This window comes from Candidatus Methylomicrobium oryzae, from assembly GCF_016745425.1.
Classification (GTDB): domain Bacteria; phylum Pseudomonadota; class Gammaproteobacteria; order Methylococcales; family Methylomonadaceae; genus Methylomicrobium; species Methylomicrobium oryzae.
In genome coordinates, this window is sequence record NZ_JAERVK010000014.1 from 1 (window position 1) to 15,929 (window position 15,929).

Genomic DNA, 15,929 nt, shown 5'->3' on the forward strand with positions numbered 1-15,929 from the left:
ATCACGCCCAAACCCAGACGGCAGTATCGGTAAGGCTTAACTTAACGGCATTGGGGGGGGTAAAACCCGAAATCATGGTTACCCGGCTCGCGTTGTTCCTGCAAGCCTGTACCCTGCATGCCAGGCTTTGCGCGCTTCATCGTTTAGAACTCCACGTGGATCCTCTAAAAAAACAGCGTCTGTATTGCTTATGCGAAACGTCCTATCGTCGGGTTTGTCGGAGTTTTGAAGCCATTCGCATGGACTAACCGCAGCTCGCGCCTGCGGGACGAATATTTCAACCCTTAGAAGCGATGACTGAACTAGAATGAGGTAGAAATCATCGGAACCTTTCACCCAGGACGTCATCCCACGACTTAACATTCCGTTTGATATAGGAGTCCAGGAAGGAAGGCTAAGGCGGGCAACCGTGACACTGAGTCACGCTATGGTGTTTAATCAAGCCGGATCTTAACGACTCACAATATACTAGGAAAAAAGAGGCGCATTGTATGGCTTCTCACGTGGAATTGCTGGATCAGGCCCTTCGGCTCCATCGAAATCTGTGTTTGCTGCATCATGCTTACCTTGAAAAGCCGATGGACACTTCAACTGAAACGCAACGCATCCATCAGCTTTGCCAAAAGGCCTATCGGCGCGTCAGCCGGCGTTATGATGCGGTTGCGCATCATTGAACGCCCTTGCTGGCCATGCTGACGGGGCCCCGGGCGGAATCGCCGGTCTACGCCAGTCCCTAGCCCGCTCCCGGCTTCCCTGCCGGGCGTTCTGTCTGGCTAGGGGGTAGGAATCCCCGCCGGATAGCGCGATAAGCGGCCAGACCTCGGAGGTGAGGTAGGGCTAGCTTGCCTGATTACCGGATGAGTTTCTGTTCGGTAGCGCATATACGTGATGGTTTTAAGCGAGTAAAAGTAAATTGCATCAGGTCGTATCCCAACCGACAAGTCCTGAGAATACCGAACGTTTAAAACGGATTGCCAGGATATCCAAAAGGGCTTTAGCCCGCGTGCGTCGGAGAAGCTCGGATTTATAACCATGCAAGGCCGAAAAAGCGTAATCCATGTAATCCTTACTTCCTAATAAGTAGGCTATGATTTCCCGGCTCAAGTTGTTCCTGCAAGCCTGTGTTCGGCATACCGCGCTTTGCTGCCTTCATCAGGTTGAGCTTTCAAAGCCAAACACGGATCCTCTAAAAAAACAGCGCTTGTTTCGCTTATGCGAAACGTCCTATCGTCGGGTTTGCCGGCGTTATCGCTCTGTTCGTCCCATTTGACCGTTGCCAGCCCATCCTCTGGGCCTGGATTCAGTCTATATTTGCGGCAGATCCTTATAGGTGCGTTATCGAACTGAGTAAAACACGTTGACTCAACTATGCTGTCAACCCGGACCCGGTCGATGCCTGGTAGTAGAGGCTTACATCTATGAGACTAACAGACCTTTTCAGAGAGTTTTCCTTCAAGCAGGCCGTTTCAGTCACACTTAAGGGCCTGCGCTGCGGGTACACTCTGTTGTCGCCCTCGCTGGCTGCCTGGCTGGCCCATCGCGCTCCGAGTAAAGGGGCTGCCGTGGCTTTTTATACCCTGTTTTCCCTGACGCCCATCCTGGTGCTGGCCATAGCCTTGGCGGGCAATTTTTTTGGCGCGGAGGCGGCGCAAGGAGAAATTATTGCCCAAATGCAAAGATTGATAGGACCTAATGGCGCCCAAGCTATCAATGCCTTGCTCGCCGCCGCACGCAACCCCGAATCTGGGGTTACCGCCTCGATCATCGCCACATTCTTGCTGCTGGTGGGAACCACCAGCGTATTCGTTGAGATCAAGGATAGCCTCGATGAAATGTGGGGTACCGATAAACCTCAAACCTCCGCTGTCAGCCTGGTATTAAAAACCCGGATTTTGTCTTTCGGCCTGGTGTTGATTTTAGCGTTTTTATTACTGATCTCGTTGGTTATCAGCGCCGCTCTGGCGCTGATTCATCAGTATATCTTCAGCGGCCTGTGGAGTGTGGCGGCCCTGTTGCTGTCTCCATTGGCCGCGCTGATTTCCTTTGGGGTCACAGCCGGTCTGTTTGCGGTAATTTATAAAATGCTGCCGGAAGCTCCGATGACTTGGCAGGATACCTGGTTCGGTGCGCTGTTCACGGCCCTTTTGTTCACCCTGGGCAAATACAGCATTGGGGCTTACCTGGGTAACAGCGGTGTAACCTCCGGTTTTGGCGCCGCCGGCTCAGTGATCGCCCTGTTACTCTGGGTTTATTATTCCGCGCAAATCTTCTTTTTTGGGGCCGAGTTTACCCGCCAGTTTGCCTTGCAGTTTGGCAGCCTGCGCCCGCACAATCAGCCTCGCCCTGTATCGCCCTATTAAATCAGATAAAAAACCTCGTCAGGCGAGTGCAGCCCGCGTAGCTCCGGTTAGCGAAGCGTAATCGGAGGAATGTAGATTTCAAATTCGTACGATTACGCTTCGCTAATTGTACCTACGGCCCTGGAAAGAAAAAGATCTAGGCTGAATTTAACAGGACAGACACAGCTAAAACACCAGTCACTGTCCGATTAGATTTGAATTACTACACAATATGACTTAACGGATTATTACCAACATAGGGATATATTATTTTTTCTTTAGTGAGCCTTTCGCATAATCAAGAGCGTGATCAGTTAAAGTGTCTTTAATCCAATCTATAGCTTGTTCAAGCCCGCAAATAGCTGCATCATTTTTTGTACCATTTTTCAGTGCATCTTTATTTCTCTTGATACATTCTGAATCTCCTTGGCAAAGATTCAGTAATCGCTCCTCTCTCTCAATGTCATGGTCTAACATGCATTTAGCATATGCTATGCCAATAGATGCACATGTCAAAGCTCCAATAATTAAAGAAGCATTTTTTCCCTCTGGATCAACATAACCTAAAGGATTGTTGCTTACATAGGCATAGGTATTAATGCCTCCATTCAACCCAATCGGATCAGATTGCGCATAACGCCCTGTATTAGGATCATAATCCCTAAAATAATTATAATGCAGTCCGGTCTCACGATCGTAGTATTGACCGGGGAGTCTTAGGTTGTAGCTAAATGTCACGCCATTGGCATCGGGGTCTTCCATAGGGAGAGCGGTTCCGAAGGGTTCGCTGTCCCAGCGCCAAACAATGGCACCGGTTTGATCGGCGATGGCTCTCGGCGTATTGAGGTGATCGGGGTAGATAAAGTAATTTGCTTTGTTTGTCAGTACCGCTACCGGCATGTCTCCCAAATAGACGGTTTCTTGAATAAGTTTTCCGGTACCGGTGTATTCCCCAATCAGACGACCAGATTCGTCATAGGCAAACAGCCGCGCGTCATTGTCAACAGTCTTGCTGACACGCTGGCCCAAGCCGTTAATGACGTATGCCGCGCTCGAGGAAGCCCCGTTTGCCGCCACCATGCGGCCAGTACTATCGTAAGTAAATGAATACTGGCCGTTGCTGGTTGTATTGCCCGACGCATCATAGCTATAGTTTGTTGTGTCATCGCCCGCAACGCTTTGCTGCAAACGATTGCTGTCATTCGCATAAATATAACTTTGCAACTGTCCACCTTGGTTGGACGATAAGCGATTGCCGTTGTCATCATAGTTCCAGTCATAATTTTCCGTAGCAGTAGTCGCTTGGGTAAGCTGGCCTATTGGATCGTAGGTGAAGCTTTGGTTTAGCGATGTATCGGAATCGAGGTAATCGGAAATTTGGCCATTGGCATCGTAGACCAGATCGCGGGAGCGTCCGCCAAGCGGGTAATGAGTTAACAGTCCGTCGAGATCAAAAGTTCGTTGATAAGGTTGTCCGTTACCCCACGTCCAATGGCTTGCCGGCCCGAAGGGTTCATATTGAATACCGGTCAGCAACCAGGCTTTTTTGATTGAAATTTGCGTCAACCGACCATTTTGGTAGAGATAACTGACTTTCTTGCCTGACGGATAGGTCATCGCTATTAAGTGACCCGCTACGTCATATTGATATTTGGTCTTTTTTGTGATTTTGCCGATTTTTTGTGTTTTTTGGGCTACGCGATTGCGTTTATCGTAGCTCCATTGAGTGTAACCGAAACTATCAGTCATCTTAGAAAGCCGATGCGCTATGTCATAACTAAATGACACCGTTTTGCCGTCCGCGTAGACGGTATTTATAAGATTATTGAGAGCATCATAGCTATAACGAGTAGTTTGGCCTCGTGCATCGGTCGAGGTGATGCGGTTACCTACGGCATCATAGGTATTTTTTGTCTCACCGGTATCAGGGCTACTAATCTGCGTAACATTACCAAATCCATCTTTTTCATAGCGGGTAGTTATACCCCGAGGATCGATTACCTCAATTAAATTGTCATTGTTGTCATACTCATATTGAATGGCATTACGGTTGGCGTCGGTATGCCCAATCAGATGATTTAGCGCGTCGTAAGTAGCCGTAGTGATGTGTTGGAGAGGATACTTGCTTTGAGTGCGATTGCCATTGGCATCGTAAAAAATCTCAGTTGTTTGCCCTTGGGAACCAATCACTTTTGCTAGACGACTCAATGCATCGAATTGCTGTGATCGGGTTCTTACTAGATTGCTGTTCTTGTCATAGACATCTTTTTGAATTTGATTGCCAGCCGCATCAAGCGTATAAACGATTTTGTTCCCTTGATCGTCAGTAATCTGGGTTAACCGATGGGCATCATTGTAGATAAACGATGCAATAGCACCGCTCGGCCAGGTGATTTTCGTCAACTGACCCACCTTGTCATAGCTATAATGGGTTTCTTCCATATCGGCTTTTTGGTTAATAAGTCGTCCTCTCGAATCATAGGATAATGTGGTTACTAAGCCGCTCGGTTCTTTGATTTGCAGAGGGCGCCCATGGGCATCATGTCCTTGAATTTGAGTAATGCTTCCCAATGCATCGGTTATTTTGCTGAGGTTGCCTTGATTGTCGTATTCAAAAGACGTACGAGCATTCATGCTGGCATCAGTGGCTTGGCTGACTTGACCACTCTCATTGTAGGTGTACTGCCAGATTCGGCTGACGCCACCGGCGGTGATTGATTTTTCTATCAGATGTCCCTTGTCATCGTATTTGAAGGTTGCCGTGCGGTTCGGCTCCGAAATTTCAGTTGGCACAGCCAGCGTGGGGTGCCATGTGGTCGTGATTGTTCTTTGCAGCGCGGTGCCGACCGCCTCGGTACGTGACAGTTCTAAGTTTCGGGTTGGATCGTAGTTATAACTCGTCTTATTACCGTTAAAATCGGTTTCGGTACTGAGATTGCTATTGGCATCATAAGTCCATGCGCTTGCCGCAGCGCTGCATCCAGCCCCGCCAGGCTGGCTTTGTCCAGTGGTGCGATTGACGCCGAGAATACTTTGAAAGGTATAGGTGCGACTACTGCCTATAGCATCAGTGATTGTGGTAGTGCCATCACCGTTATAAAGCAGTTGGTGTTTATCTGCTCCGCCGGCATGCTCACTGGATATCGCTCGGCCTTGGTCATCATATTGGTAGGTGGCATAGCGACTGCCGTTTTCATCGGTAATGCCAGTCAAAGCTTGGGGAAAATTCGCCTTTTCGTAATGATAAATGCGCAGGGGGTTGTCAGTCGTATCGCCGGGCGTATTGTCCGGGTAACTAACGCGGACCAATCGCTCCTGATTGTCGTAGGCATATAAGTAGCCTTGCCCACTCGGATCAGTCATCTGAATCAAATGATTAGAGGCATCGTAGGCAAATGTAAGCTCACGACCAGATAAGTCATCGTGAACCAAAACCAAGCGGCCATCACTGTCGTAGCTAAATTGCTGGGTAAAACCATCGCTACTGATTGTTTTTATTAATTTACCTTCAGTGTCATAGATTTCAGAATCACCCTTGCTGAATCGATACTGCCAGCCAGTGACGGCGCCGGTTTGATCGGTTACGGCTGCAAGTTTATCGGTAACATCTCCATCAGATAACCAATTATCTCCAGTTTTTTGAAAATGGTAAGTACGCCCGTCAGGACGAAATGCAAACGCATCATTATCGGTTAGGGTTAATCGACGGTCATAACTATGTCGCCATTGCCCGCCTAAATGTGCTGATTGAACATATTGACTGTTGTAATACCGAGTGAAGGTTAACGGTACATTACCGACGCCACTATAGTCGACTTCTTCCTGAAATTTATTGCCATTGCTGCCATTGATGGGGTTAGTTCCATTGTCGGGGCATTCAGGCTTGCCGTTATCTTTTTTATCTTTAAGATAATACACCTTAACAGTATCAGATGCGCTGCACGTAGCTGTATGTCCTGTTAATGTGAGTGTGTTAACCCCTTGTTGCAGCTGTACTGAAAAGCTCCTTGTTCCCCCACCCCATCCGACCGTTTCATTATCTGGATCAAAGCTACCAGATAAACTCATAAATTGCCGACCATTGATATAGCCTTGAACTGCCCAATTTTCTCCCGGAGAACCTGAAGCAGAACCACTTCCTGTTACAAGAATATCGGGCGTAGTAATCTGACTTCCATTTGCTGGAGAATTAAATTTTAAAGAACATCCCGCGTTTACATCATAAGTAAATATCAAAAATAACAAGAAAGTGCTAATAAAGAATCTCGAAAAGAGCATCCAAATTCTCCAAATAGATAAAGTATTAATTGTTTTAAGTGTAATATAGCCATCGATGGCCTACAAGACAAACTTAAAACATGGATATTCTGGAACTGTTCGGATTAATAATTGACTTTCATGCGAATGAAATATTGAAATTGCTACACTACATAGTGTCGTCACGAGGTGAGTCATAATCTGCGATAATGGAAAGATTGTAATGCCTAATGAGATTGACTGATGATCCTCCCTGCCCACCGCCGCCACGACATTTCCGATGCTGTTTGGAGCTTGCTGGAGCCGCACTTACCTGGCCGTGCGGGCGCCTGGGGCGGCCAGGCCCGAGATAACCGCTTGTTCATCAATGCGGTCTTCTGGATTTTGCGCACCGGCGCGCCGTGGCGTGACCTACCGCCCGATTATGGGGATTGGAAGAATACCCACCGCCGTTTTTGTCGCTGGCGCGACAAGGGAATTTGGGAAGCGCTTTTAGAGCAATTGATCACGGAGCCGGATTTTGAATGGCTGATGATCGACGCCAGCCACATTAAAGTCCATCCGCATGCCGCCGGTGCTCAAGGGGGCAATCAGGCCATGGAGCGCACAAAAGGGGGCTCAACAGCAAGATACATTTGGCCGTGGATGCGCATGGTATGCCGATCAGAGTATTTATTACGTCAGGTACCACAGCAGATTGTGCAAAGGCTCAATCTTTGATTGGGGGGTATTGATGCTCAGTATCTGCTAGCGGATAAAGGTTACGATAGCGACGAAATTATTGCGCAGGCCGACAACCAAAAGATGACGGCTGTGATTCCTCCTCGCAAAAACCGTAAGGCCCCTCGCGACTACGATAGAGCGCTGTATCGGCACCGGCATTTGGTGGAAAACGCTTTCTTGCATCTCAAGCGTTGGCGAGGCATCGCCACCCGCTATGCCAAGAACACCGCTTCATTTTTGGCCGCTGTCCAGATTCGCTGTATCGCTTTATGGGCAGCTATCTTGTGACGACACTATGTACCATGCTATGCCTACAGGAAAAGCCAAGCATGTGTTTCGGGCCAGCGAACAAGCCGCCATCTTCATCTTCATTGCCAGTACCTATACGCCTTTCACGCTCGGGATTCTTCACGGAGCCTGGGGCTGGACTCTGCTCGGCCTGATCTGGGGGCTGGCCACGCTCGGAGTGGCACTGGTGCTCTTCAATAAAATGCTCCACCTGATGGTTCCTACCAGCCTTTATCTGCTCATGGGCTGGCTTATCGTAATTGCCTTTGATCCCTTATTTGCCGTCGTGCCGGAATCTGGTGTGCGCTTGTTAATTGCCGGCGGTGTGGCTTATACGGTGGGAGTGGCTTTCCTGGTCACGGATTCTTACCTGAGGTATGGCCATTTAATCTGGCATGTGTGCGTCATTGCCGGGACTTCGTGCCACTACTTTGCCGTGCTTTGGTACGCCGTGTAGCCCTCGACCCAACCTGGGAGGGTCAGAATGAGTTTACTGGTTGAACTTACTAAATGGGAGAGAATAGCCCGCGTAGCTCCGATTAGCGCAGCGTAATCGGAGGAATGTAGATTTCAAATTCGTACGATTACGCTGCGCTAATCGGAGCTACGGCCCTAATCCGGCCGCCTGAAAGAAGGCTATCAAAATAAATCCCATATATTAAGCCGGCGTTCAGCGGTCAAGGCCTACGCTATATCGTAAAGATGAAAAAGGATTGATTGCGTAAGGCATTGTAGAGGTTTATATGAAACGATTAGCGGAAATTTCGGTGATTTTGGGAATGGCATTTACCTCGCAGGGCTGCGCGGTTTATCCGTCCGGAGGCGCAGTGGCTTATACGGACTACGGTTCGTCTTACGGCAGCAGTTACACCTCTGGACCCGCCTACAGCTATCCGGCATACGGCTATAACAGCTACGGCTATTATGGCGGCTATTCGCCCTCGTTGTCTTACAACTATTACGGAGGTCTACCTTCCCGGTCTTATAACTCTTACAGCTACCGGCCCCACAATCACGATAACTGGGGCGGACATCACGGATGGCAAGGCAGGCATGGCTGGGGGGGGGTGGCGGACACCATTGGGGCGATGGAGGGGGCTCCGGTGGTGGCGGCCATCATTGGGGCAGAGGTGGCTCCGGAGGTGGCGGCCATCATTGGGGCGGAGGTGGCTCCGGAGGCGGCGGTCACCATTGGGGCAGAGGTTCCGAAGGAGGCGGTCGCCATGGGGGTGGAGACGGACATGGTCGACACGGTTAGTCCGCGTAGCTCCGATTAGCGAAGCGTAATCGGAGCTACGGTCCTGCATAAATGCATTGTCTAAAAAGGTAGCCCGCGTAGGGCGGAATAGCGAAGCGTATTTCGCCGGATGTGGAGTTTCCATGCGGCATAATACGGCTTTGCCTATTGCGCCCTACGGTCCTGAACCGCCACCAACATAATGAGCTGGGTTTCCGCGAAGCTCCAACCCAGCCTACGCGCTGTCGAAGATGGAACATTTGCTGGCCTCAAAAACCAGCAAATGTGCCAAAGATGTGCACAAAATCAGCAAGTAATATATAAGTTGCTGATTTTGTTGCTTTAAATTGGTGGAGGCGGCGGGAATTGAACCCGCGTCCGCAAGTACTCCGCCGTAAGGTCTACATGCTTATCCCGCGCTTTTGATTTAACTGCCAGCTACCCGTCGGGCCAAGAAAACTGTCAGCGATTCCGTTAGGTTTTAGCGCCGCCACTCCGGACAAATTTTGGCGCGATCTTATGTAAATGACCTCTGAGCGTTCCGCTTGTCCCGAGGGACATTAAGAACTCTGCCCGCATAAGCACAGACAGTCAAAGGAATGGAGGCTGTTTTTAGGCAGCCAAAGCCATTGAGTAGTTTTCGTCGTTTGCGAATACTTTTTTTCTGTAGGTTTTACGAGGTGTACAGTCCTCGGCATGCACTTAAGGTTTCGCTACCCACGTCGAAGCCAGGTCGCCCCCTTAACTGTTTCATATCCTAAGATAGAGATATTTTAAAAAAATTCAATTTTCGAAAAATTTCTCCGATTCGGCGACTCACGCCAAACGGCACGGGGAAAAATTGAAAATATTTAAGCTGGCTATTATAGCCCATCAGCGGAAATATCCATACAGGATTCTTCATTCCAAAGGCAGGGCGCCAGCCTGCCGAAACGCGATTTCTTTGTAGGGTACGCTATGCGTACCATTTTTTGGCTGATGGCAGGCAGCGTACCCTACAAAGTCAGCAATAGTACTTGACGAATTTCAGAAATCCTGTAAAATGCCCGGCTTCTAACGCGGAGCGGTAGTTCAGTCGGTTAGAATACCGGCCTGTCACGCCGGGGGTCGCGGGTTCGAGTCCCGTCCGCTCCGCCATCTGTCTTCTTCATAGGGAGAGCTTTTTTGCTCCCCCTCTCCTTTTTCTCCAGTCGCTTTTCTATTCCGGCAAAGATTTCGGATAGAGAATTTCGATCAGTCTGGCGCAGCCGGCTTCCAGTTCGCTCCAGTCATCCGGCATTTCAAGCCGAGCCAAAGCTGCCGTGGGCATCAGTTTCTCGACCTCGGGCAGGCCGTCTTCGCTCGCCAGTTCGACCAGCAGCTCTTCAAGGTCCGGGTTATGTCCGACCACCAATACGCATTGGGCCGATTTGGGACATCCGGCGAGTACGTTTTTGATTTCTTCCATGCCGGAAAAATAAAGCCGCGGCTCCTGTGTCGGCGGCTCGGGCCGTTTCAGCGCGTCACAGACCAGTTGGGCGGTATTCAGCGCACGGCGGGCAGGCGATGTAATGATCAAATCCGGGCATAGCCCGCGCTCCTGCAGCCACTCGCCAAGACGGTGCGCCGCACGTCTGCCGCGCGGCTTCAACGGGCGGTCGAAGTCGGAACCCACCGCATCGCGGTCCGATTTGCCATGGCGTAACAACCATAATTCTCTCATCGTTTTACCCTTCAAAATAAATGGGTTTTTTGCAATCTTGACGGACTTCGGCGGTCAAAATTAACAACCCTGCCGGCTGTGCTTGTGTATGGCGGCCGACGTCATTAAACTGTCATATAAGAATGGCAGTATAAAGGATTTATGCCTTTTATCTCAAAATCTGCTTCCGGAACGACGGGATGATGGACTTACGATTCGAATTGCCTGCGGGTCTGGGCGTTGATAAGCTGATCGCGTCCCTGGACAAGTTTGCCGACGTGCAGTTGGTTCTGCAGGAGTATTGCCTCCGCACCTATTACGACAGTTTCGACTGGCGCCTTTATCAAAACGAAATTTTGTGTGAATTCAACCGGTCTCGGACGGCTTCCAACCTGGTATTGAAAAATCTGCAGAACGGCCGGGTTTTTGCGACCCTGGAAACGCCGGAGGTCCCTCACCGGGCCGGTCTTCTTAAAGCGGGCAAGGTGCGCACTACGCTGGAAACCTATCTGGAACCGCGCGCGCTGCTGCCTCTCTGTTCGCTGGAGTACGAAGCCTATCATTTGTTGCTGCGCAATGAAGAAAAGCGCATCATCCTGCGCCTGCTGCTCGAAGATTACGAACTCCTGAACAGCCAACTGACGCTTCAGCCGGTCAGAGGTTTCCTGAAAACCGCGGAACATATCGCCGCGACCCTGGCCGAAGAGCTCGGCATGAAGCCGCTCACCCGGTCGCCATTGGACCTTGCGCTCGCGCTCGAAGGTCGCAAGCCGAACGATTATTCGTCCAAGCTCAAAATCGATCTCGATTCCTCAATGCGCGCCGATCTGGCCGTCAAATTCATCTTCGGCGCTTTATTGAAAACGATGAAGTTGAACGAACAGGGCGTGATTGCCGATCTGGATTCCGAGTTTCTGCACGATTTTCGGGTCGCGGTGCGCCGAAGCCGCACCGGCCTCAGCCAGCTCAAGGATGTGCTGACGGCCGATGTAACAAGCTATTTCGCGGATTTTTTCTCCTGGTTGGGCCAGGTCACCGGCCCGACGCGCGATCTCGACGTTTACCTGGCGAAATTCGAGCGCTACATGCTTCATCTGCCTGCCGATTCGCATGCGGATATCGAGCCGTTTCTGGGGCTGCTGCAGGAAAAGCGGGCCCAAAATCAGCGGGATTTGGCCGAAAAATTGAGTTCGGCAAAGTACCGCAAGACGCTGACGGAATGGGAGCACTGCCTGAAAAGCCGATCGTATCCGGAATCAACAGCGGCACAGTGCCCTGACATCAAAACGCTGGCCGATCGCCGGATCTGGAAGATCTATCGTCGCGTAGTCAAAGAAGGCCGGGCGATTACGCCGCATTCGCCGGCGGAAAATTTGCACGAATTGCGCAAGACCTGTAAGAAATTGCGTTACCTCATCGAATTTTTTCAAAGCCTGTATCCCAGGCAACAGGTTAGAAAGCTGATCAAGCAGCTTAAAGGGCTGCAGGACGTGCTTGGCGATTTTCAGGACCTCGACGTGCAGATCGATTATATCGACCGGTGCTGCAAGGACAACAAAGGCGAGTTGCCGCCCGCCACGCTGAGAGCCCTGGACGAGCTGATTCACCAATTGACCGGCCAAAAAGCGCGGGTGCGCAAACATTATCAGCCGGCATTCGATGCGTTTGTGCAGGCGAAAAATCAAGCGGTGTTCAAAGCGCTGTTCGCGGGGCAGCAGTAGGTTTTTCATGGGGGTTCGGTTTTCGCCGACTCCCCCCGTCTCGTCCCGATCATAGGCTTCGCAGGTTGGATTGTGCATTTTACGCAATCCGCACGGGCCTCGAATCTCTCCCGACTTCCCGCTTTCCTGGGATACAATGAGCCGTTTTTTGACTTCGCTCCCGTATCCGTTGCATGAATTCCGTACTTGTCGGCATCGTCGTTTACATCCTGCTGCAACTGCTGGTCGGTGTTTATTGTTCGCGAAAGATCGCCAGCGAAAGCGATTATCTGTTGGCCGGGCGCAGTCTCGGCGTCGGCATGGGAAGCCTGAGTGTGTTCGCGACCTGGTTCGGGGCGGAGACCTGTATCGGCGCTGCGGGTTCGGTTTACGAAAACGGACTGTCGGGCGCGACGGTCGATCCGTTCGGCTACACCCTGTGTCTGGTTTTAATGGGCCTGGTGTTTGCGGCGCATTTGTGGCGGCGCAATCTGACCACGCTGGCCGATCTGTTCCTGCAGCGCTATTCGGCCGGAATCCAGAGCTTTGCCGTGCTCCTGATCGCGCCGACTTCGATCATGTGGGCGGCGGCGCAGGTTCGCGCATTCGGGCAGGTGTTGTCTTCGGCGTCCGGGCTCGAAGTCGACATCGCGATTGCGGTCGCGGCAGTGGTCGTGATCGTCTACACGATGTACGGCGGTCTTTTGGCCGACGTGGTGACCGATGCGGTGCAGGGCATCGCATTGATCATTGGGTTGCTGTTGTTGCTGGTGCTCGTACTGGAGGCGGGCGGAGGCATCGACGTGGCGATCGCGCGTCTTGATGCAGAGCAGCTGGGATTTTTCGGAACGTCGGAAACATCGGGCCTCGAAACGCTGGAACAGTGGGCGATCCCGATCTGCGGCTCGGTGCTCTCGCAGGAGTTGGTCGCACGGGTGCTGGCCAGCCGCTCTCCCGAAGCGGCGCGCCGCGCCTGCGTATACGGCGGCCTGCTTTATCTGGCGGTCGGCCTGATTCCGGTCACGCTCGGGCTGCTCGGCATGCAGCTCCTGCCCGGATTGAACGAACCGGAGCAGATTTTGCCGACGCTGGCGCAAAAATATCTGCATTCTTTTTTCTATGTCGTTTTCGCCGGCGCGCTGATCTCGGCGATTTTGTCGACTGTCGACAGTGCCTTACTGGCCGCTTCGGCGCTGTTGTCGCACAATCTGGTCGTGCCGCTGATGAGGATTCAGGACGAGGCGGCGAAAGTCAAAATCGCCCGGATGATCGTGCTGGCGAGCGGAATCGTCGCCTTTGCGCTGGCGTTGAACGCCGGCCGGGTCTATACGCTGGTCGAAGAGGCTTCCGCTTTCGGCAGCGCGGGTATTTTTACGGTGGTGATTTTCGGGCTTTTCACTTCGTTCGGCGGCGCGTTCAGTGCCGGCGTAACGTTGGCTGCGGGTATGCTGACCTGGATTATCGGGCATCATGTTCTGGATCTGGCGACGCCTTATCTGGTTTCGCTGTCGGTTGCGCTGGCAAGTTACATCCTGGTGGCCTGTTGGGAGCGCGCGCGGGCGGGTGAAATGAAATTGGGCCTTATTGCGGCCTGGCTGCGTGAGGAGCGTTAATGTAGAAGACCTGCCAGGTTTTCAAAACCTGGCAGGTCTGTGAGGGTGGGACAGTCGCTTTGGTGTTCAAGCCTGCAGCAATACTCCCACATGCGCCGCCACGCTGCGCGCCAGGGCTTCCAAGTTGTAGCCGCCTTCCAGAACCGATATCAGCCGGCCCTTGCAAAATTCCTTGGCGACGGCGACCAATTCCTCCGTAATCCAGCGGTAATCGTCCTCGACCAACTCGATGTCCGCGAGCGGGTCGTCTCGGTGCGCGTCGAAGCCGGCCGAAACCAGCAGCAGTTCGGGTTCGAACCGCTGCAGGGCGGGTAGGGCGATCATTTCGACCTTCCGGCGATATTCGGCGCCGTCCGTGCCTGCCGCGAGCGGAATGTTGACGATGTTGCCGACGCCGGTTTCGTTCGGATAACCGGTGCCCGGATAAAAAGGCATTTCGTGAGTGGAAACGTACAGCACTTCGGCTTGCCGTTCGAAAGCGGCTTGTGTGCCGTTGCCGTGATGCACGTCGAAATCGACGATTGCAATGCGTCGGATCGAATGGTGTTTCCGCGCATGTTCGGCGGCGATCGCGATATTGTTGAACAGGCAAAAACCCATCGACCGATCCGGTTCGGCATGATGACCGGGCGGGCGCACCGCGCAAAAAGCGTTGTCGGCCTTGCCGCCGACCACCTGATCGACCGCGTCGCAGACTGCGCCGACTGCACGCAAGGCCGCGTTCGCGCTGCCGTGCGAAAGATAGGTGTCCGGATCGAGGTATTGATGGCTGCCTTCCGGGATGGGGCGTAAAACCCGGTCGGTATGCGCCTGGGGGTGGATCAGCCGGATTTGATCGTATTGCGCTGGCCCGAGAGGCGGCGATTTTCTGACCAGTTTGGCGAATTCGGGCGCCTGTAAGGCTTTTTCGATGCGGCGCAGCCGGTCCGGCGACTCGGGATGCTCAAAGGGCGGGGTATGTCTTAGAAAGTCGTCGTGCGCGTAATAAAGCGTCGTCATAGAACCGGAAAACGAAGTGGATGGCCATGCAATGCCGCTGCTCGGAGAGATTTCTTCGAGGCCGTCGCCTAGGGTAGAATAGTCGCTTTTACCGAAATAAAGCAAGAGGCGCTAAATGGCCTGGTTATTGTTGTTCTCCGCCGGTCTTGCGGAGATTGTTTTTGCATTGAGCCTGAAGTTCAACGAAGGTTTCACCAAATTGTGGCCCAGCGTAATCACCTGCGTGTCGGGATTGTGCAGTTTTTACCTGTTGATGCTGGCGATCAGAAGTCTGCCGCTCGGCACCGCGTATGCGGTCTGGACCGGGATGGGCGCGGTCGGCGTTGCGCTGCTCGGCATTCTATTGTTCAGGGAATCGGCGGATGTGTTCCGGATGGTATCGATTTCGCTGGTGATTCTCGGCATCATCGGTCTTAAACTGACCGAAGCGCATTAATGCTGCATCTGATTTCCGCTTCGCCGGTTCCGCCAGCCGTTCTGGAAAGGATCGATCCGGGCAGCAGCGTGGTGTTTCTGGAAAATGCGGTGCTCTGGATTTTACGTGATGGCCGGTTGTACGATCGTCTGGCAGGGATGCTGGCCGATCACCATCTGTATGCGCTGTCCGCCGATCTGCTGATGCGCGGCATCGAGGCCGACCGGATCGTAGAAGGCATCGAAGTGATCGATTACCAGGGATTGGTCGAACTGACCGTCGCACATCCGTTGATTCAATCATGGAATTGAAAGTCGGCGATAGGGCGCTGGCGACGACCGATCAGGGGTTTCTGGTCAATGCCTCCGACTGGAACGACGCCGTGGCGGTCAAGCTGGCCGAGGCGGAGCGGATCGAATTGAGCCCCGCGCACTGGGAGATCATTCGCTTCATCCGGAATTATTACTTCGAGTTCAAACATTTGCCGAATGCGCGGGTGTTTGCGAAAGCGGTTGCGAAGGCGCTCGGCGAGGAAAAGGGCAACAGCCGGTATCTGCATCGCCTATTTCCCGAGGGACCTTTGAAATACGCCTGCAAGCTGGCGGGGCTGCCGAAACCGCCGACATGTATGTAGGGTACGCTACGCGTACCATGAACCGGAAGCATTAAGAAAGGTA

General features: G+C 52.3%; 13 protein-coding genes, 1 tRNA gene, 1 other RNA gene and 1 pseudogene. 12 read left to right on the plus strand and 4 right to left on the minus strand.

The annotated features are described in order from the left end of the window. The 3 genes from JJL52_RS21435 to JJL52_RS15415 form a co-directional block, all read left to right on the plus strand. Window positions 1–248: hypothetical protein (locus JJL52_RS21435; RefSeq protein ID WP_236994290.1), on the plus strand; the 248-nt coding region annotated here is incomplete at its 5' end. Window positions 249–491: 243 nt separating this feature from the next. Further along, window positions 492–674: a hypothetical protein gene (locus tag JJL52_RS15410; protein ID WP_202053383.1), complete on the plus strand. Its 183-nt coding sequence runs from the start codon at window positions 492–494 to the stop codon at window positions 672–674. A 744-nt stretch (window positions 675–1,418) separates the two neighbouring features. Beyond that, window positions 1,419–2,360: a YihY/virulence factor BrkB family protein gene (locus tag JJL52_RS15415; protein WP_202053384.1), complete on the plus strand. Its 942-nt coding sequence runs from the start codon at window positions 1,419–1,421 to the stop codon at window positions 2,358–2,360. Window positions 2,361–2,606: 246 nt separating this feature from the next. Here the strand turns inward: JJL52_RS15415 and JJL52_RS15420 are convergent, their stop codons facing one another. Next, window positions 2,607–6,617 carry an RHS repeat-associated core domain-containing protein gene (locus tag JJL52_RS15420; RefSeq protein ID WP_202053385.1) on the minus strand — a complete coding sequence of 1,337 codons (4,011 nt, stop codon included), beginning with the start codon at window positions 6,615–6,617 and terminating at the stop codon, window positions 2,607–2,609. Between the two features lie 222 nt (window positions 6,618–6,839). Here JJL52_RS15420 and JJL52_RS15425 point away from each other — a divergent pair. From JJL52_RS15425 to JJL52_RS15435, 3 genes and pseudogenes are all read left to right on the plus strand, one after another. Beyond that, window positions 6,840–7,607 (plus strand): annotated as a pseudogene (locus JJL52_RS15425) (IS5 family transposase). Further along, window positions 7,534–8,064 carry a PAQR family membrane homeostasis protein TrhA gene (trhA, locus tag JJL52_RS15430; RefSeq protein WP_236994291.1) on the plus strand — a complete coding sequence of 177 codons (531 nt, stop codon included), beginning with the start codon at window positions 7,534–7,536 and terminating at the stop codon, window positions 8,062–8,064. The pseudogene JJL52_RS15425 and the gene trhA overlap by 74 nt, the downstream one beginning before the upstream one ends. A 286-nt stretch (window positions 8,065–8,350) precedes the next feature. Next, entirely contained in the window at window positions 8,351–8,884 is a 534-nt protein-coding gene (locus tag JJL52_RS15435) for a hypothetical protein (RefSeq protein ID WP_202053386.1), read from the plus strand. A 308-nt stretch (window positions 8,885–9,192) separates the two neighbouring features. Here JJL52_RS15435 and ssrA read toward each other — a convergent pair. Further along, window positions 9,193–9,585, minus strand: a transfer-messenger RNA (tmRNA) gene (gene ssrA / locus JJL52_RS15440). Between the two features lie 319 nt (window positions 9,586–9,904). Here ssrA and JJL52_RS15445 point away from each other — a divergent pair. Continuing rightward, window positions 9,905–9,981: transfer RNA gene (locus tag JJL52_RS15445), tRNA-Asp, on the plus strand. A gap of 61 nt (window positions 9,982–10,042) precedes the next feature. Here JJL52_RS15445 and JJL52_RS15450 read toward each other — a convergent pair. Further along, complete coding sequence (locus JJL52_RS15450; RefSeq protein WP_202053387.1) at window positions 10,043–10,546, minus strand: SixA phosphatase family protein; 504 nt, start codon at window positions 10,544–10,546, stop codon at window positions 10,043–10,045. Between the two features lie 179 nt (window positions 10,547–10,725). On the opposite strand from JJL52_RS15450, the gene JJL52_RS15455 reads away from it, so the two are divergent. Both JJL52_RS15455 and JJL52_RS15460 read left to right on the plus strand, forming a co-directional pair. Then, the gene (locus tag JJL52_RS15455) at window positions 10,726–12,246 is read left to right on the plus strand and encodes a CYTH and CHAD domain-containing protein (protein ID WP_202053388.1); all 1,521 of its coding nucleotides are present in this window, start codon (window positions 10,726–10,728) and stop codon (window positions 12,244–12,246) included. A 173-nt stretch (window positions 12,247–12,419) separates the two neighbouring features. Next, on the plus strand, window positions 12,420–13,838 hold the full coding sequence (locus tag JJL52_RS15460; RefSeq protein WP_202053389.1) for a high affinity choline transporter 1: 1,419 nt from the start codon (window positions 12,420–12,422) through the stop codon (window positions 13,836–13,838). A 66-nt stretch (window positions 13,839–13,904) separates the two neighbouring features. Here the strand turns inward: JJL52_RS15460 and JJL52_RS15465 are convergent, their stop codons facing one another. Then, the gene (locus JJL52_RS15465) at window positions 13,905–14,837 is read right to left on the minus strand and encodes a histone deacetylase family protein (RefSeq protein ID WP_202053390.1); all 933 of its coding nucleotides are present in this window, start codon (window positions 14,835–14,837) and stop codon (window positions 13,905–13,907) included. A 115-nt stretch (window positions 14,838–14,952) separates the two neighbouring features. Between JJL52_RS15465 and JJL52_RS15470 the strand changes: the two genes are divergently transcribed. From JJL52_RS15470 to JJL52_RS15480, 3 genes are read left to right on the plus strand one after another with little or no spacing between them, the layout of a single operon-like run. Next, entirely contained in the window at window positions 14,953–15,273 is a 321-nt protein-coding gene (locus JJL52_RS15470; RefSeq protein WP_202053391.1) for a DMT family transporter, read from the plus strand. Further along, entirely contained in the window at window positions 15,273–15,563 is a 291-nt protein-coding gene (tusB, locus tag JJL52_RS15475; RefSeq protein WP_202053392.1) for a sulfurtransferase complex subunit TusB, read from the plus strand. The genes JJL52_RS15470 and tusB overlap by 1 nt, the downstream gene beginning before the upstream one ends. After that, window positions 15,554–15,886 carry a TusE/DsrC/DsvC family sulfur relay protein gene (locus JJL52_RS15480; RefSeq protein ID WP_202053393.1) on the plus strand — a complete coding sequence of 111 codons (333 nt, stop codon included), beginning with the start codon at window positions 15,554–15,556 and terminating at the stop codon, window positions 15,884–15,886. The genes tusB and JJL52_RS15480 overlap by 10 nt, the downstream gene beginning before the upstream one ends. The last annotated feature ends 43 nt before the right edge of the window (window positions 15,887–15,929 follow it).

Excerpts from the sequence above, each read along its gene's own strand:
- JJL52_RS15410 (WP_202053383.1), top strand. The coding sequence starts at position 492 with ATGGCTTCTCACGTGGAATTGCTGGATCAGGCCCTTCGGCTCCATCGA.
- JJL52_RS15415 (WP_202053384.1), top strand. The coding sequence starts at position 1,419 with ATGAGACTAACAGACCTTTTCAGAGAGTTTTCCTTCAAGCAGGCCGTT.
- JJL52_RS15420 (WP_202053385.1), bottom strand. The coding sequence starts at position 6,617 with ATGCTCTTTTCGAGATTCTTTATTAGCACTTTCTTGTTATTTTTGATA.
- trhA (WP_236994291.1), top strand. The coding sequence starts at position 7,534 with ATGCCAAGAACACCGCTTCATTTTTGGCCGCTGTCCAGATTCGCTGTA.
- JJL52_RS15435 (WP_202053386.1), top strand. The coding sequence starts at position 8,351 with ATGAAACGATTAGCGGAAATTTCGGTGATTTTGGGAATGGCATTTACC.
- JJL52_RS15450 (WP_202053387.1), bottom strand. The coding sequence starts at position 10,546 with ATGAGAGAATTATGGTTGTTACGCCATGGCAAATCGGACCGCGATGCG.
- JJL52_RS15455 (WP_202053388.1), top strand. The coding sequence starts at position 10,726 with ATGATGGACTTACGATTCGAATTGCCTGCGGGTCTGGGCGTTGATAAG.
- JJL52_RS15460 (WP_202053389.1), top strand. The coding sequence starts at position 12,420 with ATGAATTCCGTACTTGTCGGCATCGTCGTTTACATCCTGCTGCAACTG.
- JJL52_RS15465 (WP_202053390.1), bottom strand. The coding sequence starts at position 14,837 with ATGACGACGCTTTATTACGCGCACGACGACTTTCTAAGACATACCCCG.
- JJL52_RS15470 (WP_202053391.1), top strand. The coding sequence starts at position 14,953 with ATGGCCTGGTTATTGTTGTTCTCCGCCGGTCTTGCGGAGATTGTTTTT.
- tusB (WP_202053392.1), top strand. The coding sequence starts at position 15,273 with ATGCTGCATCTGATTTCCGCTTCGCCGGTTCCGCCAGCCGTTCTGGAA.
- JJL52_RS15480 (WP_202053393.1), top strand. The coding sequence starts at position 15,554 with ATGGAATTGAAAGTCGGCGATAGGGCGCTGGCGACGACCGATCAGGGG.